The 23,069-nt window shown below is 37.7% G+C and carries 20 protein-coding genes; 12 read left to right on the forward strand and 8 right to left on the reverse strand.

Annotation, left to right across the window (positions count from 1 at the left end; translation table 11 throughout):
• Window positions 1-8: 8 nt before the first annotated feature.
• The 7 genes from DEU39_RS01125 to DEU39_RS01155 form a co-directional block, all read right to left on the reverse strand.
• Window positions 9-2,711, reverse strand: coding sequence for an ATP-binding protein (locus tag DEU39_RS01125; RefSeq protein ID WP_410493206.1), 2,703 nt, complete (start codon window positions 2,709-2,711; stop codon window positions 9-11).
• A complete protein-coding gene (locus tag DEU39_RS01130; protein ID WP_062670711.1) occupies window positions 2,704-2,898 on the reverse strand; it encodes a hypothetical protein in 195 nt (64 codons plus the stop codon). Before DEU39_RS01130 ends, DEU39_RS01125 begins: the two co-directional genes overlap by 8 nt.
• Window positions 2,899-2,900: 2 nt before the next feature.
• Window positions 2,901-3,359, reverse strand: a complete 459-nt coding sequence (locus tag DEU39_RS01135) for a GNAT family N-acetyltransferase (RefSeq protein WP_120230605.1) — start codon at window positions 3,357-3,359, stop codon at window positions 2,901-2,903.
• A 64-nt stretch (window positions 3,360-3,423) separates the two neighbouring features.
• Window positions 3,424-3,651, reverse strand: a complete 228-nt coding sequence (locus tag DEU39_RS01140; protein ID WP_062670707.1) for a DUF6814 family protein — start codon at window positions 3,649-3,651, stop codon at window positions 3,424-3,426.
• 43 nt (window positions 3,652-3,694) lie between these two features.
• Complete coding sequence (locus DEU39_RS01145; protein ID WP_120230606.1) at window positions 3,695-5,275, reverse strand: MFS transporter; 1,581 nt, start codon at window positions 5,273-5,275, stop codon at window positions 3,695-3,697.
• Window positions 5,276-5,341: 66 nt separating this feature from the next.
• The gene (locus DEU39_RS01150; RefSeq protein WP_062670703.1) at window positions 5,342-6,721 is read right to left on the reverse strand and encodes a hypothetical protein; all 1,380 of its coding nucleotides are present in this window, start codon (window positions 6,719-6,721) and stop codon (window positions 5,342-5,344) included.
• Between the two features lie 254 nt (window positions 6,722-6,975).
• On the reverse strand, window positions 6,976-7,392 hold the full coding sequence (locus tag DEU39_RS01155; RefSeq protein WP_062670701.1) for a helix-turn-helix domain-containing protein: 417 nt from the start codon (window positions 7,390-7,392) through the stop codon (window positions 6,976-6,978).
• Window positions 7,393-7,552: 160 nt separating this feature from the next.
• Here DEU39_RS01155 and DEU39_RS01160 point away from each other — a divergent pair, with 160 nt between their 5' ends.
• The 8 genes from DEU39_RS01160 (at window position 7,553) to argH (ending at window position 16,152) form a co-directional block, all read left to right on the forward strand.
• Complete coding sequence (locus DEU39_RS01160; RefSeq protein ID WP_062670699.1) at window positions 7,553-8,218, forward strand: GNAT family N-acetyltransferase; 666 nt, start codon at window positions 7,553-7,555, stop codon at window positions 8,216-8,218.
• Window positions 8,190-9,386, forward strand: coding sequence for an argininosuccinate synthase (gene argG, locus DEU39_RS01165; RefSeq protein ID WP_120230607.1), 1,197 nt, complete (start codon window positions 8,190-8,192; stop codon window positions 9,384-9,386). Before DEU39_RS01160 ends, argG begins: the two co-directional genes overlap by 29 nt.
• A gap of 52 nt (window positions 9,387-9,438) precedes the next feature.
• Window positions 9,439-10,404, forward strand: coding sequence for an N-acetyl-gamma-glutamyl-phosphate reductase (gene argC / locus DEU39_RS01170; RefSeq protein WP_120230608.1), 966 nt, complete (start codon window positions 9,439-9,441; stop codon window positions 10,402-10,404).
• 84 nt (window positions 10,405-10,488) lie between these two features.
• Window positions 10,489-11,628: an aspartate aminotransferase family protein gene (locus DEU39_RS01175; protein WP_120230609.1), complete on the forward strand. Its 1,140-nt coding sequence runs from the start codon at window positions 10,489-10,491 to the stop codon at window positions 11,626-11,628.
• Window positions 11,629-11,713: 85 nt separating this feature from the next.
• Window positions 11,714-12,673, forward strand: a complete 960-nt coding sequence (locus DEU39_RS01180; protein ID WP_120230610.1) for an N-acetylornithine carbamoyltransferase — start codon at window positions 11,714-11,716, stop codon at window positions 12,671-12,673.
• A gap of 66 nt (window positions 12,674-12,739) precedes the next feature.
• Window positions 12,740-13,534 (forward strand): acetylglutamate kinase, encoded by a 795-nt coding sequence (gene argB, locus DEU39_RS01185; protein ID WP_062670688.1) that lies wholly within the window; start codon window positions 12,740-12,742, stop codon window positions 13,532-13,534.
• A complete protein-coding gene (locus DEU39_RS01190) occupies window positions 13,509-14,591 on the forward strand; it encodes a M20 family metallo-hydrolase (protein WP_120230611.1) in 1,083 nt (360 codons plus the stop codon). Before argB ends, DEU39_RS01190 begins: the two co-directional genes overlap by 26 nt.
• 256 nt (window positions 14,592-14,847) lie before the next feature.
• A complete protein-coding gene (gene argH / locus DEU39_RS01195) occupies window positions 14,848-16,152 on the forward strand; it encodes an argininosuccinate lyase (RefSeq protein ID WP_120230612.1) in 1,305 nt (434 codons plus the stop codon).
• Between the two features lie 437 nt (window positions 16,153-16,589).
• Here the strand turns inward: argH and DEU39_RS01200 are convergent, their stop codons facing one another.
• A complete protein-coding gene (locus DEU39_RS01200; RefSeq protein ID WP_034696246.1) occupies window positions 16,590-17,051 on the reverse strand; it encodes an Lrp/AsnC family transcriptional regulator in 462 nt (153 codons plus the stop codon).
• A gap of 239 nt (window positions 17,052-17,290) precedes the next feature.
• Between DEU39_RS01200 and DEU39_RS01205 the strand changes: the two genes are divergently transcribed.
• The 4 genes from DEU39_RS01205 (at window position 17,291) to carB (ending at window position 23,006) form a co-directional block, all read left to right on the forward strand.
• On the forward strand, window positions 17,291-18,181 hold the full coding sequence (locus DEU39_RS01205) for an aspartate carbamoyltransferase catalytic subunit (protein WP_120230613.1): 891 nt from the start codon (window positions 17,291-17,293) through the stop codon (window positions 18,179-18,181).
• Between the two features lie 114 nt (window positions 18,182-18,295).
• Window positions 18,296-19,369, forward strand: coding sequence for a carbamoyl phosphate synthase small subunit (locus DEU39_RS01210; protein ID WP_062670679.1), 1,074 nt, complete (start codon window positions 18,296-18,298; stop codon window positions 19,367-19,369).
• A 41-nt stretch (window positions 19,370-19,410) separates the two neighbouring features.
• Entirely contained in the window at window positions 19,411-19,764 is a 354-nt protein-coding gene (locus DEU39_RS01215; protein WP_062670677.1) for a four helix bundle protein, read from the forward strand.
• Between the two features lie 59 nt (window positions 19,765-19,823).
• Complete coding sequence (carB, locus tag DEU39_RS01220) at window positions 19,824-23,006, forward strand: carbamoyl-phosphate synthase large subunit (protein WP_120230614.1); 3,183 nt, start codon at window positions 19,824-19,826, stop codon at window positions 23,004-23,006.
• Window positions 23,007-23,069: the final 63 nt, after the last annotated feature.

A 23,069-nucleotide genomic window follows, 5' to 3' on the forward strand; every position in this document is an offset into this window, starting at 1 on the left:
AGAAGGTTTTAATGGTGTTCAACTTCATCTGTAATCTCTTTTTTAGTTTTTTTGGGAATGTTGATGGTGAAAGTTACGCCCAGCCCGCTGTTTTCTGCTTTTATACTTCCTCCGTGTGCCTCTACAATTTTTTTGGAAATGGCCAATCCCAGTCCGCTTCCTGTAGGCTTTAATATGTTTTGGTTTTTCGATTGATAAAATTTATCAAAAATCATTTCCAGATCCTCTTCCGGAATATGCTTTCCGGTATTGAAGATGGTAATGATCAGCTGCTGATCTTTTTCAAACAATTTGGTCTGAATGGTGCCATGTTCTTCCGTAAATTTTAAAGCGTTTCCCCAGATATTCTGAAACAGCTGAATCATTCTTGCTTCATCATATTCAAATATAGACTGATTCAGGAGATTAACTTCACTTAAATGAATATTTTTCTGCTGTATCAGGTGAAGAAGCGGGCTCAATGCCTTTTTATACGTGTCAACAATATTGTTTTCCTGAATATGCAGAGAGATTTCACCATGCTGCAATTTATCCAGATAAAGAATATCATTGATGATTTCGCTTAATCTGTCGGATTCTGTGATGATGTTGTTTAAAAACTCCTGTTTGATGTCAAAAGGGATATCATCGTCATCCGCTAAAATTTCTCCTGCTGAACGGATGGCCGTAATCGGAGTTCTTAGCTCGTGAGCGACAGAATCCAGAAAATCGTCTTTTTGGCGGTCTTTAATAATCAGACTTTCATTGGCAGTCCTCAGATCATTAGACAGTTTCTGAAGTTCTGCAGACTGTTCGGTAAGCTTTTTATTTAAGCTGATATTTTCTTGTGATTCTTCGAGAATATTTAAAACTTCTTTTAAAGATATTTTATCTTCCTTGGTTACTCCTTCAATCAATATTTTTGCGGAAGCTGTACCGATTCTTCCGGCCAAAAGGTTTTCTGAGAATTTGATAAACCTTGAATCGGCTGTCTCAGTATTGGAGTCGATGTTATATTTTAAATTAAAAATCCTTAAGGCCTGTTCCGTTTTATTCTTACCTAAGAAACGTTCCAGAATATTCTGAATATCAGAAATATAGGCTGTTCCTCGCCAGATAAAAGCATTTTCGTGATTCTGAATGTACTTATCGATGTCTACGTAAAGCTCAGCAAAGTTTCTTTCACGGTAATTTCCTTTTGAACTTACGGAAACAATGGTAAATAAGCTTGTATTGACCAGCATCGACCAGAAAAAGATCTGTGGAATTCTTCCTAAATAAGGAATGGTAAAAAAACCGAAAGCATTATACATATCCCTCAAGACCCCTTTAAATTCCTGATTGTACGAAAAATAATACTGGGGAATAATCAGTCCGAAATAGCAGATTACCAATCCGGCTAAAAGTCCTGTAACAGCACCTTTATAACTTCCTCTTCTCCAGAATAAAGCTCCGAAAAATGCAGGTGCCAGCTGTGCAATCACGACAAATGAGATTAATCCTACCGAATCCAGGGAAGTTTTCAAAATGAAATACTTGTAGAAGGCAAAAGCCATAATGATCAATGCGAAAATACTGAACTTCCTGATATTGGTGATGATTCTTGTATTTTGCTCCTCGCTTTCAGATTTTAATTTTCCCAGCAATCCGTATGGAATGATGAGATTGTTGGAAAGCATGATGGATAAAGTAATGGCAGAGATAATGATCATGGAAATACATGAGCTCAATCCTCCAAGAAAGACGAATACTGTGATCAAAGTATTGTCGAAATGCTGTGGAATCAGGATAGAGTAGAACTCGGGATTTACTTTCTGTCCGTTAAAAATTAGCCTTCCTCCCCAGGCAATCGGGAAAATAAATACAGTAAAGATTAAAAGGTAAAGCGGGAAAAACCAAATGGCTGTTCTGATGTGCTTTTCCTGCCTGTTTTCAACAATGGCGGTGTGAAACTGTCTTGGAAGAATGCAGATCGCTGTTGCAGAAATCATGCAGAGAACCATCCAGTTCAGGGCACCTTCAATTCCGTTGAAGGTGTTTTTTTCTTTAAAATCTTCAAATTTACTGGCCTTCTCATAAATATCTGAGAAACCATCAAAAACATAATAAATAACAAAAAATCCGAGAATGATAATGAAAAATAGCTTTAAAAAACTTTCCAGAGCAATGGCGGAGATAATTCCAAGCCTTTTTTCTGAAGCATCCACATATCGTGTTCCATAGTAAGAAGAAAATAAAGCGATTAAAATTACCACGAAAGTTGCATTATCAGTAAGAATGTCTTTCGACATCGGAGTTTCAGTTACCAGATGGAAGGTTTCAGAAATGGCTTTAATCTGCAGCCCGATATAAGGAACTATCGCCAGAAGGCAGACTATCGTGATAATGGCACTCAGGCTTCTGCTGTTCCCGTATCTCAATGAAATGAAATCGGCCAGGCTGCTTATTTTGTTGACCCTTGAAATTCTTACAATCCGGGTATTGATATAGATCCATGCCGGAATAATCATAATAGGTCCAATGTAAATTGGCAAATAGTTTAATCCGCTTGTCGCTGCCACACCGATACTTCCATAATACGTCCAGGCAGTACAATATACAGCAAGAGATAAAGCATAGATGTATGGATTATTGATCCAAAGCTTGCTTCTTTTCTTCTCTGCCAGGTAGGCAACTAAGAAAAGGAGGGCCAGATAAAACAGAACGACAAAAAATAATGCGAAACTACTCATCATGTCTTTTTACAATTACAAAAGAAATCACAATGGAAATCATCCAGACCACGAACAGATAAATAAGGATCATAGGATAGCCCAAAACTTCTCTATCACTATTGAAAAGAAGTGAAATAGGAATGCTGAAAGCAATCATAAGCCCTACGCTCAGTATGATAAGTTTTTGTTCGTGTCTTTTTTTCATAATTATTTTATTTCCTTACTGAAGCATATCGCTTCTTCACGTCCGATGTAAATTCCATAATTTTCAATGACCTTATATTCGTTTTTCAGATAAAACTTTACGGCATTGTCATTTTTTTTACGGGTTTCCAGATAGATGTATTTATAGTCAAATTGTTTTGCGGCTTTTTCTAACGCTGAGAGAATCTTTCCGCCTAGGCCTATGTTTTTTTCCAGGGAGAACATGCGTTTAATTTCACATACTTCTGGTGAAAGGGGGCGAAAACCTCCACAGGCTATGGGTTTTTCATCACTTACAGCAATGAGGAACAAAGCTTTCTCCTGAGAAAAGTCATCAAGGTTTGCACTTTTGCTTCCACTCTCACCAGAGATTGTAATAAGAGAAGTATTTAATCTGTGGATGAGGTCAATAACGCTCTTATCCTGAGAAGGACGGGGAATTGCTTTAATCGTGATATCCATTTTTTTATAATTGATAACAGATCATTGATGAATGCCGCATTCATCAATGATCTGTTTTTTGCTTTTAAATTTTATCGTCAGAATATTCTCCTTTTAAGGCGTAATAACCGAAAACTGCCATTCCGCCTGAGATAATCGGCATCAGTACAAAAAGAATGATGATGCCAAAAACCAGATCTTCCTGTTTTCCGGAAGTTATTTTCGGGATTCCCAGTACGGTAATTCCGAAGTAACCCACAATTACTGCTATTGCGATCCAGAGAATGCCTAATATTTTTTTTAGTCCGTTCATTTTAGTAGTTTTAAAATTAATAAAAATTTGAGTGATTCAGTACCTAATCGTGAAGATTATTGTTCTTATTTTTAAGATAAAATAATCCGATGATCAAACATACGGCAGCGACTCCAATCGGGTACCAGAGTCCTTCCAGATACCATGTTGCATGTCCTGCTTCTTTTCCTGTAGTCACCAGATAAGTAGCTACCGCTGGAAGAAGTCCTCCAAATACCCCGTTTCCAATATGATAAGGTAATGACATTGAGGTGTAACGGATTCTCACAGGGAACATTTCAACAAGGAAGGCAGCGATAGGTCCGTAAACCATCGTTACAAAGATCACCTGGATGAAAACAAGGAATACCAGGTACCATTTGGTGTTGTCACTTAATTTTAAACTTTGAGAAACTTTGGCTTCTTCCGGTTTTCCGTCTTTCATAACAATCCCTGAAGGTGACCAATGAACTACGCTGTCTTTTTTAATTAAAGTTCCGTCTGCATAAAGTGTTTCTTTGTGAAAAGTCACCAGGCTGTCTGTCGCAATATCATTGTGGATTTTCGCCGTTCTTTTTTCTGTAATTCCATTGGCTGCAATTGTTTTGTTTTCGAGGTTTACACTTTTAAACATGCTGTCGTAAATAGGTCTGTACGCTAAAATAGCGATCAGCATTCCGGTCATCATCACTGCTTTTCTGCCGATTTTGTCAGAAAGCCATCCAAAGAATACAAAGAAGGGTGTTCCTAAAAATAAAGCCGTAGCCATCAATGAATCTACCTGCGCCGATTCTACATTCATGACCTTTTGAAGGAAACTCATGGCATAGAATTGTCCTGTATACCAGATAACTCCTTGACCCATTGCAGCTCCGAATAACGCCAATAATACAAATTTGAAATTGTATTTATTTCCAAAGCTTTCTTTTAAAGGATTTTTAGATGTTTTACCCTCACTTTTAGCTTTGGCAAAAAGAGGGGATTCCTTCATATTCTTTCTGATGATGTAAGAAACCGCCACCATAAGAATAGAAATCCAGAAAGGAACTCTCCAACCCCAGGTGTCAAATTCTTCTGTGGAAAGTGTTGTCTTGGTAATGAGAATAACAATCAATGAAATGAAAAGTCCGGCTGTTGCGGTCGTCTGAATCCATGAAGTCCAGTATCCACGGCGATGAGGTTGGGCATATTCTGCAACATAAGTGGCAGCTCCTCCGTATTCACCTCCCAGAGCAAGTCCCTGAAGTAATCTTAAAATTAAAACCAAAACCGGCGCCATAAAACCAATAGTTTCATAGCTGGGAATACACCCGATCAGGAAAGTGGAAAATCCCATAATCAGTAACGTAACCAGGAAAGTGTATTTTCTTCCGATAAGATCTCCCAGTCTCCCGAAAAATAATGCCCCGAAAGGTCTTACCACAAATCCGGCAGCAAAAGTAGCCAAGGTAGATAAGAAGGCAGCGGTTGGATTGTCGGCAGGGAAAAATTTGGTCGCTAAAACAACGGCCAGACTTCCAAAGATATAGAAGTCATACCATTCTATCAATGTTCCGAGAGATGAGGCAGTGATCACACTCCAGATGGTGCGGTTTTTCTGCCTGTCGGTCATATTTTCGTAGCTTTCGTGATGATTTTCGCTCATATTGATTAGTTTTTGATGTTAGTGGAATAGGATGTTAATTATAATTTTTTTTGAACCATTAAAACCTTACAGGTAGATCTGAAACTGTACAATAAATTCTCCTTTAGAAGAAGGACTTTCCGTAGGATTTGTATAAACAGGCCTTGTGGAATACTGTGTCGTTATTTTTGCGTGATGTCCGTCTATAAACCAATTGGCTCCAACATCGAACTGAGATGAAGATTTATCAAAAGCCTCAAAACTTTTACGAGTATAAGCAGCAAAAGGCTGTATTCTGATTTTTGGCTTTTCTGCCTGACTCGGTAATAGTAAACCTGCCTGGGCGTAGATAATATTACCTGTTCCAATGGTTGGCTGTAGATTTCCTGGTCCTGCAATGGCTTTATTCCCTATAAAATTAGGATCAGAGGCGCCAATATTCATGGTTCCCAGATTTCTTACATAGTTCGGTCCGAAATTGTAATTATAATATCCGGCATAGGCAGAAACGGCCATTTTATTTTTTGCCTCACCCAAAGGAATATCTGCAAACGCATCTACAGCAAAAAGGGTAATATCATGTTTTTCAATATTTGAATTGACAGAAGTTCTTGTTCCGTCAGCCTGATGATAAAAACCGGCACCTACATTGAAGACTTTTTTTGTTCCCAGGTAAGATCCAACTTTAAAAGGAAGTGTGTTGGATTCTTCATCAAGGAACTGATATTCAACATATCCTGCTTTTGAAAAACTGGGATTTCCGTTATTATCAACAGCGACTGCTTTTGAAGGATCTGTTACATTCACAGGAACAAGATCTGTGGCGAAAGGTTTATTTAAACTGAAACGATATTCCAGTTTTCCATACTTTCCTTTGGCAAACATTCCGAGCTGTCTTGCAAACTGATCTGAATTATCAATCAAAGGCCATGAGAAAACAGGAGAATCTAATGTAAGGAAGTTAAGCGTGGAAGCCATGGTCATACGGGAAAGTCCCATATAGTAGTGTAGTCCGGCCCCTAAAGTTAAACTGAATTTTCCCGCTTCTCCAGGTAAAATAACTGCATATTCGTTCCAGGCATCATGAAAGAACAGCTGGGTTTTCTTTCCGTTTCCATAACCTCCTGTTCCTGAGGTGCCTGAAGCGCCGCCATTGATGAAAGTCTGATTATTAATTCCGAAATGGAGCAGGATCATATATCTCTTAGAGATCTGTGCGTATGTTAATGCACGTAACCTTCTGTTTCCCAGACTCCATGAGTTGTCAGTGGGTTCACCGCCTACCATGGTTCCAGGGTTCATAGATGTATTTCTTACCCAAAACTGGTCCCATAAAATAAATCTGACGAATTTATCCCCGTTTTGGTTGAGGTTAAGTTTTAAGCCACTGCCATAATCAGGAGAGCCTTGTGAATATAAGGAACTGCTGATTAAAGCTAATCCAATGAATGTAAGTAATTTCTTCATAAATTATCAATTTTTGGCGTTGTTTTTTGTGAATGCCAAATTGTAATTAATAATTTATTTATGAAAATTTAATATATATTATTGGTAATAGTATAGTTAATATTTAGTAGAATTTGATTTTCGGGATGCGGGGTTCGAGGTTTGGGGTTTAAGATTTTAAAATTATGATTTTTTAAATATTTGATATACAGTTTTTTGTAAGAGTATTTTCACCTCGGTTTTAAAACTTCATGACTCGCGTCCCGAAACCCGCGCTACTTTTTAAACCGTTCCCACTTAATCAGCATATACTTATCGGCAAATTGTGTGATGATAATTCCGGAGTTTTTAATATTCTCTTCCTGAGCGATATACTCAATCAGTTCGCTTTGCTTTAGTATCTTATAAACAGGATGGAATTCAGAATGGGGCGGTCTTGTGATATTATATTTTTTAATCCATGAGCTTATGGTAACATGTGAAACACCGATAATTCTTTCAATTTCACGATAACTTAAGCCTTCCAGATAAAGCTGAAGAGCTTTGGTTACATAGTAATCATCTATTTGCTTTCCCAGTTTTTTAACGGTAAAATAATAGTTGCAGTCTTTGCAGTGGAAGCGTTGTTTATTGTTGATGATACCGCTTTTTACTACTTTGATACTCTTGCATTTAGGACAGGTGTTTTCCATAACTATATTATTTTAGCAAATATATAATAAATTTGCAAATGTACATTTTTGTGTAAAGATAATTTTACCTGCTTAAAATTTTAAAACAAGAAAAATATCTTTTTAATTTGGATTTAAAAGAAATTATATTTTAAATTTGCCAAAAAAATTAGATAAATAAATGGAAATAGAAATTTCCTCATGCGAACATCTAATGTATGTGAGTGAAATACAGCAGGAAATGTACGATTCTGCACAGCGCAGAGGAACGGGTATCGCAAAACGTTCTATAGAATATTTGAGTAAAAAGATTTCAGAAGGCAATGCTGTGGTAGCCACTGAAAACGGAGAGTGGGTAGGTTTCTGTTATATAGAGACCTGGTCACATGGGAAGTTTGTGGCTAATTCGGGGCTGATTGTGTCACCGAAATTCAGGAACGGGGGAGTAGCGACTCAGATCAAGCAGAAAGTTTTCCAGTTATCTAGAGATAAATATCCGGATGCAAAAGTGTTTGGATTAACAACAGGTTTGGCAGTAATGAAAATAAATAGTGATTTGGGATATAAACCCGTGATCTATTCTGAACTGACTCAGGATGAAGAATTCTGGAACGGCTGCAAAAACTGTGTAAACTATGAAATTTTAATGATGAAGGAACGTAAAAACTGTCTTTGTACAGCCATGTTATTTGTTCCGGAAAACGATAAAAAAAAAGAGGAGGTAGTGAATAATCTGCCTGAAAATAAATATGATGGAATGATTCAGAAAGATTTTGATGAATTCCATGTGACCATTAATAAAAATAAAAAGAGTCCAGATGAAAAAGAAAGTCATCTTAGCGTTTAGCGGAGGTTTAGATACTTCCTACTGTGCTAAATATCTTAGTGAAACACTAGGGTATGATGTGTATGCCGTTACTGTAAACACCGGAGGTTTTTCAAAAGAAGAAGAAAAAGAGTTGGAAAGAAAAGCCTTAAACCTTGGAGTAAAAGAGTACAGGTGCGTAGACGCTCAGGAAGATTACTATAATTCATGTGTGAAATATTTGATTTTCGGGAATGTATTGAAAAATAATACCTATCCTCTATCGGTAAGTGCTGAACGTACTATTCAGGCGCAGGAGATTGCAAAATATGCCATTGAAGTACAGGCAGATGCCATTGCTCACGGAAGTACGGGAGCAGGGAACGATCAGGTTCGTTTTGACTTGATTTTCCAGGTGATGTGTCCAAATATTGAAATTATTACTCCAATTCGTGATATGGCTTTGTCCCGTGAAGAAGAAATTGAGTTTTTGAAAGAACACGGTTATGAAATGGAATTTCAAAAAGCTCAATATTCTGTCAATAAAGGACTTTGGGGAACTTCAGTAGGTGGTAAAGAAACACTTACATCCAGAAATTACCTGCCGGAAGAAGCTTTTCCGTCTCAAATTAAAGAAACTCAACCTTCAGAGCTGGAGATCGAGTTTAAAAACGGAGAAGTGGTAGGAGTCAATGGAGAAAGTTTTGAACATTCAGTATATGTCATTCAAAAAATAGAAGAACTGGCTTCAGCATATGGAATTGGCCGTGATATCCATGTAGGTGATACTATTGTTGGGATTAAAGGACGTGTGGGGTTTGAAGCAGCTGCAGCATCGGTGATTATCAAAGCGCATCATTTATTGGAAAAACATACGCTTTCAAAATATCAGCAAATGATGAAGTCGCAGTTATCCGACTGGTATGGAAATTGGCTTCATGAAGCACTTTTCTTAGATCCTGTCATGAGAAATATTGAGTCGTTCTTGGTAGATTCTCAGAAAACAGTAACCGGGAAAGTATTTGTAACCCTTCATCCTTACAGATTTATTCTTAACGGAATTGAATCTGATCATGATCTGATGTCCGACAAATTCGGAAGCTATGGAGAAGCGAACAGAGCATGGACGGGAGAAGATGTAAAAGGATATACGAAGATTGTAAGCAATTCTTTAAATATATACCACCAGATTAACCAAAATATCAACTAGTTCCGCAAGGACGATGTAATGAAAGGCAGAACAAAATGCTGTCAGAATTAAAATGAAGAAAACAGTAGGAATTATTGGTGCCAACGGTTATACAGGAAGTGAGCTGATACGCTTACTGGCTTTTCATCCCCATGTGACATTGAGTTTTTTATATAGTCGTTCGAATTCGGGAACAAGAATTTCGGATCTGTACCCGGATTTAACGACGGTTTGTGAAATGGTTTTGACGGATAAGCCTGAAGACGTGGATGTTCTTTTTCTATGTCTTCCTCATAAAGAAAGTCAAAACTGGTTAACGCAGAACCCTGTCAAGGATGAAACGCTGGTGATTGATCTTGGAAACGATTTCCGCTTAGAAGGAAATTTCGGAAACAGAAATTTTATCTACGGATTGCCGGAAATTAATAAAAAACAACTAGTGGGTGCTAAAAGTATTGCGAACCCGGGATGTTTTGCTACGACCATTCAATTGGCTTTGCTGCCATTGGCGGAAAAAGGAGTGTTGAATGAGGTCTTTACCACAGGGATTACGGGTTCTACGGGAGCCGGGCAGTCTCTGCAGGCAACCACTCATTTTACCTGGAGAAATGATAATGTTTCAGCCTATAAAACATTAACTCATCAACATGTGGATGAGATTTTGCAGCAGCTGATTGCATTCAATAATAAAGAAGTAAACCTGAACTTTGTTCCTTGGAGAGGAGATTTTGCAAGAGGGATTTTTACAAGTTCCACCATGAAGACGGAGCTGGAGCTGGAGGAAATAGAACATTTGTATCAGGATTTTTATGCAGAGGAGCCTTTTGTTACAGTAAGCAGGAAGGCAGTGGATTTAAAGCAGGTTGTCAATACCAATCGCTGTGTGATTCAAATCGAAAAGAGTGGAAATGTTGTCGTTATTCACTCAGCGATTGACAATTTGTTAAAAGGTGCTTCGGGGCAGGCCGTACAGAATATGAATCTGGCTATGAACTGGGAAGAAAATGCAGGATTAAACCTGAAACCGATAGCATTCTAATATAGAAAGTAGATGGATGTATGGGAACTCGAAACCCGAATCCCGGATCATTCATTATTTATCAATTATCATTTATAAAAAGACATGAATTTATTCAACGTATATCCATTATTCAACATAAATCCGGTAAAAGCTCAGGGATCCTTTCTTTGGGACGATAAGGGAGAACAATATCTTGATTTTTACGGAGGTCATGCTGTGATTTCTATTGGGCACAACCATCCACACTATCAGAATAAGCTGAAAGATCAGCTTGAAAAAATTTCTTTCTATTCCAATTCTGTTCAGAATGAATTACAGACTGAACTGGCAGAAAAATTAGGAAAGCTTTCAGGGTATGAAGATTATAACCTTTTCTTATGCAATTCTGGAGCAGAAGCCAATGAAAATGCATTGAAGCTGGCTTCATTTCATAACGGAAAAAGCAAAGTGCTTTACTTTTCAGGCTCATTTCACGGCAGAACTTCTGCAGCGGTTTCAGTGACTGATAATCCGAAAATTGTAGCTCCGGTTAATTTTTCCGATAGATTTATCAAATCAGAATGGAATGATATACAAGAGCTTGAAGAAACCTTTGAAAAATTTGGAAATGAAATTTCATCCGTAATCATCGAAGGAATTCAGGGAGTAGGAGGAATTATGATTCCAACACCGGAATTTTTATCTAAAATCAAAGAATTATGTGAAAAATATGATACTGTTCTTATTTTGGATGAAGTGCAGTCCGGGTATGGGAGAAGCGGATATTTCTTTGCGCATCAGGAATTTGGTGTAGAAGCAGATATTATTACTACGGCTAAAGGAATGGGAAATGGTTTCCCTGTGGGCGGAGTTTTAATCCATCCTAAATTCGAGGCAAGCAATGGTTTGCTGGGAACGACATTTGGAGGAAACCACCTTGCCTGTGCCGCTTCTATTGCTGTGCTGGATGTCATGAAAGATGAAAATCTTCTTGAAAATGCGCAACAGATGGGTGAGTATATTGAAAATGAAATTAAAGATTTACCACATATTAAATCTATCCGAAGGAAAGGATTGATGATCGGAATAGAACTCGACAGAGACTGTTCAGAAGTAAGGAAAGAATTACTGTTCGATCATCATATTTTCACTGGAAACTCTAATGATAAAAGTGTTTTAAGGATTCTTCCGGCACTGAATATCAAAAAAGAGGAAACAGATCTTTTCATCAGTGCCCTGAAGGGGGTATTGGAAAATATCTAAGCGATTTAAAAACAAAATCTTTAAAATTAATTTAAAATGAAATGGATATTCCATTTGTCCATTGAAAAAAAATAGAAAATACCAAATGAAAAAATTTACCTCTGTAAGTGATGTAGATAACTTACAGGAAATCATAAAAAAAGCTTTACAGATAAAAGCAGACCCCCTTACTGAAACACAAAAAGGAAAGGGAAAAACAATCGGACTTGTATTTTTAAACTCAAGTTTGAGAACCCGTCTGAGCAGTCAGATTGCAGCTCAAAATTTAGGTTTAAATGTGTTGACGTTAAATGCAGCACAGGAAGCCTGGAATCTTGAATTTGCTGACGGAGCGGTGATGAACGGCGACACTGTAGAACATATCAAAGATGCTATCGAAGTGTTAAATCAATATTGTGATATCATTGCGGTACGTTGTTTTGCAGGGATGAAGAGCAAAGAAGATGATGTGAATGAAAGCATCCTAAGCCAGTTTGAAAAGCATGCAAAAGTACCTGTTATTTCTCTGGAATCAGCTACCCGCCATCCACTGCAAAGTTTAGCAGACTGCATCACCATTACAGAAAATTGGAAAAAAGACCATAAACCAAAAGTGGTATTGACCTGGGCACCGCATATCAAACCTATTGCTCATGCCGTTGGAAATTCTTTCGCAGAATGGATGCAGGAAATGGATGTAGAGTTAGTGATTACAAACCCCGAAGGGTATGATTTAGATAAAAACTTCACAAAAGATGTGAAAGTAATCCATGATCAGGATGAAGCATTGAAAGATGCAGACTTTATCTATGTGAAAAACTGGTCTTCTTTTGATGACTACGCAGCAATGCCTGAAGTAAAGGGTGAGTGGATGCTTACGAATGAAAAACTAGCGCATACCAATGATGCGAAAGTAATGCACTGTCTACCGGTTCGCCGTAATGTGGAACTGAGTGATGAAGTGATGGATGGAGATCATTCTGTCATTTATCAGCAGGCAAAAAACCGTATTTTCTCCGCACAGGCTGTGTTCAGTGAAATTTTAGATGAATTGAAAGCCCAATAATAATCCTTGTCAAGGTTCAAAACGTTGACAAGGATAGAAAAAAGAAAAGATCACAAAACGTTTACAATGAAAGAAAAGTTATACATCATAAAAATTGGCGGAGCTTTAATAGATGATGAGGAATTATTAAGCCAATTCTTAGAACAGTTTTCCGAAATTACTGAAAAGAAAATCCTTGTTCATGGTGGAGGCAAGTTGGCAACAACGCTTGCTGATAAGCTGGGTATCGAACAAAAGATGATCAATGGAAGGAGGATTACGGATAAAGAAACACTGGATATTGTAACGATGGTATATGCGGGAGGAATCAATAAAAATATCGTTGAAAAGTTGCAGCAGAAAAGATGCAATGCCATAGGATTCTCAGGAGCAGACGGAAATTTAATTAAAGCTAAGAAAAGAGAACATCCTGAAATCGATTTTGGATTTGTGGGGGATATTACCAAGAAAAGTGTGAACAGAAAGCTGGTTTCAAAACTCATCAAACTGGATCTTGTTCCTGTATTTTCTGCGATTACCCACGACAGAAAAGGAAATCTTTTCAATACCAATGCAGATACCATTGCTTCTGTGATGGCGCAGGCTCTTTCTGAGAAATATGAAGTTGAACTGTTGTATTGTTTTGATAAGGAAGGTGTTTTGGAAGATATAAACGATCCTGAATCTGTGATTAAAAGTGTAACTGAAGAAGATTTTACCACACTAAAAGAAGAAGGAAAACTTCACAAAGGGATTTTGCCCAAACTTGAAAATGCTCTTGGAGCTATAAAAAATAATGTAGACAAAGTGTTTCTGATCAAAGAAACAGAATTGAAAAACCATATAGAAAATCATCATGCAGGAACTGAAATCTGTTTATAATAAAGAAGAGCTATTGAATAATGCGGTCGGATTGCTTAAAAATTTGATTGAGATTCCTTCATTCAGTAAAGATGAGTTTAATACTTCGGTAGAAATTGAAAATTTTTTCAAAAAACACCAGATTCCTACCAAACGTTTTAAAAATAATATCTGGGCGGTAAATAAGCATTTTGATGTCTTTAAACCTTCTATTTTACTGAATACCCATCATGATACGGTAAAGCCAAACAAAGCTTACACGCTGGATCCGTTTGTCCCTATTGAAAAAGATGGAAAATTATTTGGATTGGGAAGTAATGATGCCGGAGCTTCTTTGGTTTCTATGGCACAGGTTTTTTTACATTTTTATAATAAAGAAGATTTAAAATATAATTTAGTTATTGCTTTGACGGCAGAGGAGGAGATTTCAGGATTTGATGGAATAGAGGCTCTGTTTCCGCAGCTACACAACATAGAACTCGCCATTGTAGGAGAACCCACGCAGATGAACCTGGCGATTGCAGAAAAAGGACTTCTTGTGATTGATGGAGAAATGAAAGGTACTCCTTCTCACGCCGCTCATCCTAATGATGATAACTCAATTGTAAAATGTATGCAGGATCTGCAGAATATTCTTTCCTTTAAATTTTCTAAGGTTTCAGAATATCTGGGCGAAGTTAAAGTGACTTTATCAGGAATCCATGCAGGAGTACAGCACAATGTCGTGCCGGAGTCTTGTAATTTCACACTGGATGTGAGGGTAACGGATGAATATTCCAATCAGGAAGCATTTGAAATCATTCAGTCTCAGATGAAATCTACATTAACGGCAAGATCGTTCAGACTGAATTCCTCCAAGATCGAAATGGATCATCCGTTTGTAAAAGCAGGAATTGAAATCGGAAGGACCACCTATGGTTCACCTACTTCCTCAGATCAGGCGATTATTCCATGTACATCAGTGAAAATGGGACCTGGAGACAGTAGGCGCTCTCATACTGCAGATGAATTTATCTATATCCATGAAATAGAAGAAGGAATAGAAATCTACATCAGCATTTTAGAAAAAGTGTTATAAAAATGGAAGATGGGTGTAGGAAGATGGAAGTTATTGCAGTGTGTTATTAGCTTCCAGCCTCCAGCATCAGACTTCCTGCTCAATATATGTTTTGACTCCGTCCGGCAGGCATGAAGTTTAGTTTTTAAAAGATTTATGCAAAAAAGAAAATTAGGAATGAAAGCTTCACATAAGGAAATGTTTTTTTATAGTTAATAGTAATAAGGATTGCCTTGCCGGGCTTGTCAAGACCCATCAGTATTTTAAATCAGAGAATATGAAAAAAATATGGCAGAAGGATGACCTTGCCACCAATATACTAGTCAATAACTTTACAGTTGGTAAAGACCTTGACTTTGATGAACGTTTAGCCAAATATGACGTAAAAGGCTCTATGGCCCATTGCAAGATGCTGGCAGAAACCGGAATTATCACTCAGGAAGAGTCAGAACAGATGTTATCTGTCTTAAATAGTATCTTAAATCAAATTGAGGATGGGACTTTTGAAATTGATAAAGAAGCTGAGGATATCCATTCTCAGGTAGAAGCAATCTTAATTGAAAAATTAGGAGATACAGGAAAGAAAATCCATACGGCAAGATCAAGAAATGATCAGGTTTTACTGGATATCAAATTGTATTTATTGGATGAAATCCGTGAGATCACAGCCCTTACAGATGAGTTTTTCCAGATTTTAATTCAACTGGCAGATCAGCATAAAAACGTTTTGCTTCCAGGATATACTCACTTGCAGATTGCAATGCCTTCCTCGTTTGGATTATGGTTTGGAGCTTATGCAGAAGCGCTTTTGGATGACGTCGAAATGTTATTTTCAGTAAAGAATATCATTAATAAAAACCCATTAGGATCAGCGGCTGGTTATGGTTCATCTTTCCCGATCAATCGTGAAAGTACCACTTACAATCTAGGCTTCCAGTCGATGAACTATAATTCGGTGTATGCTCAGATGACCCGTGGAAAGTCAGAAAAAATGTTATCAATGGCAATGGCTACTTTAGCTGGAACACTTGGGAAATTTGCTTATGATGTATGTTTGTATCTAAGCCAGAATTTTGATTTTATCAGCTTTCCAAAAGAATTTACTACGGGAAGCAGTATTATGCCGCACAAAAAAAATCCGGATATCTTTGAGCTGGTTCGCGCACGATGCAACAGAATTCAGTCACTTCCCAACGAGTTGATTCTTTTGACAAGCAATCTGCCTTCAGGATATCACAGAGATGTACAGTTGACCAAAGAAATTCTTTTCCCGGCTATTGATTCCCTGAAAGAATGTCTGGAGATCCTAAGCTATACTTTACCAAATATTAAGGTAAAAGACGGGATTCTGGAGGACGAAAAATACAAATACCTTTTCAGTGTGGAAAAGATCAATGAAGAGGTGAAAAGCGGGAGCTCTTTCCGTGATGCTTATGTGAAAGTAGGGCAGGAGATTGAAAATAATGAGTTTGAATTTGAACCTGGAAACCTTGAACATACCCACCAGGGAAGTATCGGAAATCTTTGCCTGGACAAAATAGAATATCAGTTCAATAAACTGAAAAATAAATTATTGGGTTAGAATCTAAGCCATTAAGGTCGTCAAAAACTTAGGCAAAAATCAGTGGAAATTCTAAAAATATTTTAGCCTGCTGTCTTTTCGTTTGTGGAAACCTTAATCTTTAATAAATCTTAACTGCTTAAGTGATCTTAATGGTTGGATTTTACTCCGCTCTTTGAATTTGATGATTGATCTTTAAACTGACTATGGTTGGAAATTGAGATTAAATCTGCTGTATAAAATTTTATCGGAGATAAAATCTTTGCGCCTTAAAGCATAAAATTAATAAATTTCTTTTGCGTCTTTGCGTTTTCTAAACAAGATAGTAGAAATGAAAATTGTTGGTATACACAAAGGTGCAAGGAATTGTATAATAGATATTACTTTTAAGGCGCAAGAAAATCAAAGATTTTCAGCAATTGAAATAGGAATGAATAATGAGTTTAAAATAAGAGGGATTATTCCAGATCAATTTTAAACTTGGTGGATTTTTTCACCTCGTGAAGTACAATAGAACTGTGATATTGTCCGATGTTGGGAAGGTTTGAAATTACGCTCACGGCAAACTCATTATAGGAATTGATATCTTTTGCGATAATTTTCAGCATATAATCATATTCCCCGGAAAGGCTGGTGATTTCCTGAACTTCGTCGTATTTGGAAATGTTGTCCTCAAAGGTCTCCAATACTTTTTTGGATTGCTCCTTAAGACGGACATTGCAATAAACGATGATATTCAGACCCAGTTTTTCACGGTTTAAAAGACCTACGTATTTTTCAATGATGCCCTGCTTCTCCAGTTGTTTGATTCGCTCATACGTAGGAGTAAAGGTAAGACCTATCTTTTCGGAAATTTCTTTAACCGATAATGTAGAATCTTCTTGAATAATACTGAGAATCATTTTGTCTTTTAAATCCATAAATAAAGTTGTGTGCTAACAAAAATATTAATTTTAAATGAGAATAAGGAAAGACTGAAGTTTTTAATTTATTTTAAACATAATTTTTGTAGGTTCATGAAATTGTTGTATCTTTGCACCTAATGAATAAAAAAACATTTATATCATTAGATTTACCGGGCGAAAGCGCCCTTTACGATATTTATTGTTATTAGCGAAGATTGTTGTCTTCGCTTTTTTTATGCCCAAAAATTAGAATTATGTTTACGATTACAGAACTAAGCACCGAGAGAATCAACAGTATACTGACAGAAGCACTGGCTTTTGCAAATGGTAAAACTGCTAAAATTGAAGGAGAAGTTTTTTGCTCAAACCTTTTCTTCGAAGACAGTACAAGAACGAAGACAAGCTTCGATCTTGCGGAAAGAAAACTGGGACTTCAGGTAGTTCCTTTTGATGCATCACACAGTTCGGTAAACAAAGGTGAGAGTCTTTATGACACTGTAAAGACCATTGAAAGTATAGGAGTGAACCTTGTAGTGATCCGTGATAAGAAAGACAGATACTTCGAGGAATTGAAAAATATTAAGATTCCGGTAATCAACGGAGGAGATGGTACAGGAAACCACCCTTCACAGTGTATGCTGGATCTGATGACCATCTATCAGGAATTCGGAAAGTTTGAAGGACTGAAGGTGGGAATTGTAGGAGATGTAAAACACAGCCGTGTTGCCAATTCAAATGCAGAAGCATTAAGAAGACTGGGAGCAAAAGTATACTTCTCAGGACCGGAACAATGGTTTGATGAAGGAGCCTTGATCAACGGAACGTATATGTCAGTGGATGAGCTGATCGCTGAAGTGGATGTTCTGATGTTATTAAGAATCCAGCATGAAAGACACGATGCAGCAATGAGCTTAACTGCTTCAGAGTACCATAAAAGATATGGTCTGACCAAAGAAAGAGAACAGGCCATGAAAAAAGAAGCAATCGTCATGCATCCGGCTCCGATCAACAGAGGTGTCGAGATAGATTCAGATCTTGTAGAATGTGAAAGATCAAGAGTCTTTAAACAAATGGAAAATGGTGTTTTCGCCAGAATGGCCATTTTGAAAGAAGCGTTGGAAAGTAAGGGGTATACTTTTAAATAAGAACCAAGGTAAAAGAGCCAGGGTAAAAGTAAAAAGTAAAAAGTAAAAAGGTAAAGAGCCGCGTAGGGGCGACCTGTTAATGACATATAAAATAATAAGAGATAAAAGTTTAAAATGAAGAAAAAATTAATACTGGAGTCCGGTGAAGTGTTTCATGGAGAAGGTTTCGGAGCAGAATTGGAAACTGCAGGGGAAGTAGTTTTCAATACCGGAATGACAGGGTATCAGGAATTGATCTCTGACCCATCATACTGTGGTCAGATAGTTTGTATGACCTATCCGCTTATCGGAAATTATGGTATTAACCGTGATGATTATGAAAGTATCGAGCCGGCAATTAAAGGGCTTATCGTAAAAGAACTGTGCGATCTTCCTTCCAATTTCCGTACTCAGATTACTTTAGATGAATTATTTAAAAAGAAAAACCTTTCAGGAATTTCAGGTATCGACACCAGAAGACTGACAAGAGTTCTTCGTAACCATGGAGTAGTAAAAGGAAAAATTGTAAACGATGATGCTGACGAAGCTGCTGTAGCTTCTGAGTTGAAATCAACAACTTTCCCAACCAATCAGGTAGAGGAGGTTTCTACAAAAACACCTTACGCTAACCCGAACAGAGGTTTCAAAGTGGTCTTAGTAGATTTCGGTGCAAAACTGGGAATTATCAGAGAATTATCTCAAAGAAACTGTGACATCATCGTGGTTTCTCAGGACACGACTGCAGAAGAAATTCTATTGATGAATCCGGACGGTATCATGCTATCAAACGGTCCTGGTGACCCGGAAGATGTACCACACGCCTTGGATATGATCAGAGGATTATTAGGAAAAGTTCCAATCTTCGGAATCTGTTTAGGACATCAGTTAATTGGTCTTGCTTGTGGAGCGAAAACTTTCAAGCTGAAATTCGGACACAGAGGAGGAAACCACCCGGTATTGGATCTGGAGAAAAATACAGTAGCCATTACTTCTCAAAACCATGGGTATGCTGTTGATCAGGAAAGTTTAAAAGGAACAGACCTTATCGAAACACACATTGCCTTAAATGACAGAACAAACGAAGGATTAAAACACAAAATCCACCCTTGTTTCTCCGTTCAGTATCACCCTGAAGCAAGCCCGGGTCCTGAAGATGCAAATTACCTGTTTGATGAGTTCATTCAAATGATGGAGGACTTTAAGAAATAAGAGTGACTTCAGATATTAGACATCAGATAGCAGACTTTATCATGCATAATTTTGAAAAATTGGTCTTTTGGCAGAAATCTATTGAACTTGCAAAACAGGTTTATATCATTTGTGCGGAGTTACCTAAAGATGAAAAGTTTGGTTTGATTTCTCAAATTAAAAGATCTGTAATCTCTATTCCTTCAAATATAGCTGAAGGTGCAGGAAGAAATAATGATAGAGAATTTTATCATTTTCTTGGAATAGCAAATGCATCCTCCTTTGAGTTACAGACCCAGTTAATTTTAACTAGAGAATTAAATTTACTTGAAGCAGAAAAAGTTAATGGTTTAATATCAAATCTAAATGAAATTCAAAGAATGATTTATACATTCAAATCTAATTTAAAAAAGTAAAACAACCTGTTGGAAGTCTGAAATCTGACATCTAACATCTTGTATCTAAAAAAAGAAAAATGGCAAAACGTACAGATATAAAAACAATTTTAGTAATCGGTTCAGGACCTATCATCATTGGTCAGGCAGCTGAATTTGATTACGCAGGAACGCAGGCTTGTTTGTCTTTGAAAGAAGAAGGCTACAAAGTAATTTTGATCAACTCAAACCCTGCAACGATCATGACGGATGTGGAAATCGCTGATAAAGTATATATTGAGCCGATTTCATTACAGTTTGTAAGCCACATCATCAGAAAAGAACGTCCGGATGCTTTATTACCAACCCTTGGAGGCCAGACAGGTCTTAACATGGCGGTAGAACTGGAGAAATCAGGAATTCTTGAGGAGTGCAAAGTGGAAGTATTGGGAACAAAACTTTCTGCCATCAACAGAGCAGAAGACAGAGATCTTTTCCGTGAACTGATGAGAGAACTGAACGAGCCGGTACCGGAATCTGATATCGTAAATACGGTTGAAGGAGCTCTTGCTTTTGCAGATGAAATCGGATATCCTGTAATTGTTCGTCCTGCCTTTACAATGGGAGGAACCGGAGGTGGTATCGCTTCCACAGAAGCTGAATTGAAAGAAATCGCTGAATTGGGACTAAAACACAGCCCGGTTACACAGTGTCTTATTGAAAAATCAATCGCAGGTTTCAAAGAAATTGAATACGAAGTAATGCGTGATGCAAACGACAACGCCATTGTAGTTTGTAACATGGAAAATATAGACCCGGTAGGTGTTCACACAGGAGACTCTATCGTAGTTGCGCCTTCTCAGACGCTTTCAGACAGAGAATATCAGCTGCTGAGAAATGCTTCCCTGAAAATCATCAGAGCATTAGGAATTGAAGGAGGATGTAATGTACAGTTAGCTTTAGATCCGCATTCATTCGATTACTATATCATCGAAGTAAACCCTAGAGTTTCCCGTTCATCAGCATTAGCAAGTAAAGCAACAGGTTATCCGATTGCAAAGATTGCTGCAAAGATCGCTGTAGGATTGACTCTGGACGAAATCATGAACCCGGTAACAGGAAAAACATACGCATGTTTCGAGCCGGCTCTTGACTATGTGGTAACAAAATTCCCAAGATTCCCATTCGATAAATTCGAAACGGCAGACAGAAGACTTTCCACTCAAATGAAAGCTACCGGAGAAGTAATGGCAATCGGAAGAAACCTTGAAGAATCATTACAGAAAGCGATTCGTTCACTGGAAACGGGAATCAAGCATTTAGGTTTAAAAACCAAGCAGGCTCAGGCACTTACTGCTGAAGAAATCGAAAGAAGAATCAGAGTATGTGATGACGAAAGATTATTCATCATCGGGGATGCTTTAAGAAGAGGATACGACTGGGAACAGATTGTAGAATGGAGTAAAATCGATAAATTCTTCATCTGGAAACTGAAAAAATTAGTTGACTTCGAAAAAGTAATCGCTGAAAACAAATTCGATAAAGAAACCCTGATTGAAGCGAAGAGATTAGGCTTTGCAGACATCAATATCGCAGTTCTTTGGGATGTAAAAGAGCGTGAGGTTTTCAACTTCAGAAAAGAAAACGGAATCATGCCGGTGTACAAAATGGTAGATACCTGCGCCGCTGAATTTGAAAGTGAAACGCCTTACTTCTACGGAACTTACGAAGAAGAGAATGAAAGCGTTGTTTCAGATAAAGAAAAAATTATCGTACTAGGTTCCGGGCCTATCAGAATCGGACAGGGAGTAGAATTTGACTATGCAACGGTTCACTCGGTATGGGCAATCAAAGAAATGGGTTACGAAGCGATTATCATCAACAACAACCCTGAGACAGTTTCTACAGACTTCTCAATTTCAGATAAACTTTACTTCGAGCCGCTTACAGAAGAAGATGTAATGAACATCATCGAGCTTGAAAAACCAAAAGGAGTAGTGGTACAGTTCGGAGGGCAGACAGCGATTAACCTTGCCGATAAACTAGCCGCTCACGGAGTACAGATCTTAGGAACTTCACTGGAAGATCTTGACAGAGCTGAAAACAGAGATAAGTTTGAAAAAGCACTTCAGGAGCTTGGAATTCCTCAGCCAAAAGGAAGAACTTCAACTTCGAAAGAAGAAGCTATAAAAATTGCCAACGAAATCGGATATCCGGTATTGGTACGTCCAAGCTACGTTCTTGGAGGTAGAGCAATGGAAATTGTATACGCAGAAGCAGAACTGGCTCACTACATGGAAAATGCAGTAGAAGCAAGCCCTGAGCACCCTGTATTGGTAGACAAATACATGGTAGGAAAGGAAATTGAAGTAGATGCCATCTGCGACGGTGAAACGGTAGTGATTCCTGGAATTATGGAGCACATCGAAAGAGCAGGGGTTCACTCCGGAGATTCAATCGCGGTATATCCTCCACAAAATATATCTCAGAGCGAGATTGATACTTTGGTAGACTACACACAAAGACTGGCAAAAGGATTAAACGTTATCGGATTAATGAATATCCAGTACGTTCTTTTCGAAGGAAATGTATATGTAATCGAAGTAAACCCTCGTTCTTCAAGAACAGTTCCTTTCTTATCTAAAATCACAGAAGTTCCAATGGCGAATCTTGCTACAAAGGCAATTCTGGGACAAAAACTGAAAGATTTAGGCTACGAAAACGGATTAGTTCCAAACAAAGAAGGAGTATTTGTAAAAGTGCCGGTATTCTCTTTCTCAAAACTAACGAAAGTTGATATCTCTTTAGGCCCTGAAATGAAGTCTACAGGAGAAGTTATGGGGAAAGATACAACCCTTGAAAAAGCACTTTACAAAGGATTGGTAGCAGCGGGAAGAAAAGTTCCTATGCACGGATCTATCCTGTTCACAGTAGCTGATAAGCATAAAGATGAAGCAGCAGCTCTTGCAGCAAGATTCCATGAAGTCGGATTCAGAATCTGGGCTACGGAAGGTACTGCGAAGTTCTTCGAAGAAAAAGGAATCCCTTGCAAAATCGGATACAAAATCGGAGAAGAAAGTGTAAATCTTATCGACCTGATCCAGAAAGGAAAAGTTCAGTATGTTGTAAATACCACTACAAAAGGTAAGCAGGCAGAAAGAGACGGATTCCAGATCAGAAGAATGAGTGTGGAAAACGGTGTTCCTTGTTTAACTTCAATGGATACGGTAGAAGCAATTCTAAAAGTAATCGAAAGCATGAGCTTCAAAATGGAGACAATGTAATTTCGAAAAATAAATATTCTAAACCTCATAGATTTTAAAAACCTATGAGGTTTTTTTATGCCC

It is taken from the genome of Chryseobacterium sp. AG363 (assembly GCF_003610675.1).
Classification (GTDB): Bacteria; Bacteroidota; Bacteroidia; order Flavobacteriales; family Weeksellaceae; genus Chryseobacterium; species Chryseobacterium cucumeris.

What these genes read in the sequence shown, in the direction of transcription:
- DEU39_RS01125 (WP_410493206.1), bottom strand. Translation starts at nt 2,711, where the DNA reads ATGAGTAGTTTCGCATTATTTTTTGTCGTTCTGTTTTATCTGGCCCTC.
- DEU39_RS01130 (WP_062670711.1), bottom strand. Translation starts at nt 2,898, where the DNA reads ATGAAAAAAAGACACGAACAAAAACTTATCATACTGAGCGTAGGGCTT.
- DEU39_RS01135 (WP_120230605.1), bottom strand. Translation starts at nt 3,359, where the DNA reads ATGGATATCACGATTAAAGCAATTCCCCGTCCTTCTCAGGATAAGAGC.
- DEU39_RS01140 (WP_062670707.1), bottom strand. Translation starts at nt 3,651, where the DNA reads ATGAACGGACTAAAAAAAATATTAGGCATTCTCTGGATCGCAATAGCA.
- DEU39_RS01145 (WP_120230606.1), bottom strand. Translation starts at nt 5,275, where the DNA reads ATGAGCGAAAATCATCACGAAAGCTACGAAAATATGACCGACAGGCAG.
- DEU39_RS01150 (WP_062670703.1), bottom strand. Translation starts at nt 6,721, where the DNA reads ATGAAGAAATTACTTACATTCATTGGATTAGCTTTAATCAGCAGTTCC.
- DEU39_RS01155 (WP_062670701.1), bottom strand. Translation starts at nt 7,392, where the DNA reads ATGGAAAACACCTGTCCTAAATGCAAGAGTATCAAAGTAGTAAAAAGC.
- DEU39_RS01160 (WP_062670699.1), top strand. Translation starts at nt 7,553, where the DNA reads ATGGAAATAGAAATTTCCTCATGCGAACATCTAATGTATGTGAGTGAA.
- argG (WP_120230607.1), top strand. Translation starts at nt 8,190, where the DNA reads ATGAAAAAGAAAGTCATCTTAGCGTTTAGCGGAGGTTTAGATACTTCC.
- argC (WP_120230608.1), top strand. Translation starts at nt 9,439, where the DNA reads ATGAAGAAAACAGTAGGAATTATTGGTGCCAACGGTTATACAGGAAGT.
- DEU39_RS01175 (WP_120230609.1), top strand. Translation starts at nt 10,489, where the DNA reads ATGAATTTATTCAACGTATATCCATTATTCAACATAAATCCGGTAAAA.
- DEU39_RS01180 (WP_120230610.1), top strand. Translation starts at nt 11,714, where the DNA reads ATGAAAAAATTTACCTCTGTAAGTGATGTAGATAACTTACAGGAAATC.
- argB (WP_062670688.1), top strand. Translation starts at nt 12,740, where the DNA reads ATGAAAGAAAAGTTATACATCATAAAAATTGGCGGAGCTTTAATAGAT.
- DEU39_RS01190 (WP_120230611.1), top strand. Translation starts at nt 13,509, where the DNA reads ATGCAGGAACTGAAATCTGTTTATAATAAAGAAGAGCTATTGAATAAT.
- argH (WP_120230612.1), top strand. Translation starts at nt 14,848, where the DNA reads ATGAAAAAAATATGGCAGAAGGATGACCTTGCCACCAATATACTAGTC.
- DEU39_RS01200 (WP_034696246.1), bottom strand. Translation starts at nt 17,051, where the DNA reads ATGGATTTAAAAGACAAAATGATTCTCAGTATTATTCAAGAAGATTCT.
- DEU39_RS01205 (WP_120230613.1), top strand. Translation starts at nt 17,291, where the DNA reads ATGTTTACGATTACAGAACTAAGCACCGAGAGAATCAACAGTATACTG.
- DEU39_RS01210 (WP_062670679.1), top strand. Translation starts at nt 18,296, where the DNA reads ATGAAGAAAAAATTAATACTGGAGTCCGGTGAAGTGTTTCATGGAGAA.
- DEU39_RS01215 (WP_062670677.1), top strand. Translation starts at nt 19,411, where the DNA reads ATGCATAATTTTGAAAAATTGGTCTTTTGGCAGAAATCTATTGAACTT.
- carB (WP_120230614.1), top strand. Translation starts at nt 19,824, where the DNA reads ATGGCAAAACGTACAGATATAAAAACAATTTTAGTAATCGGTTCAGGA.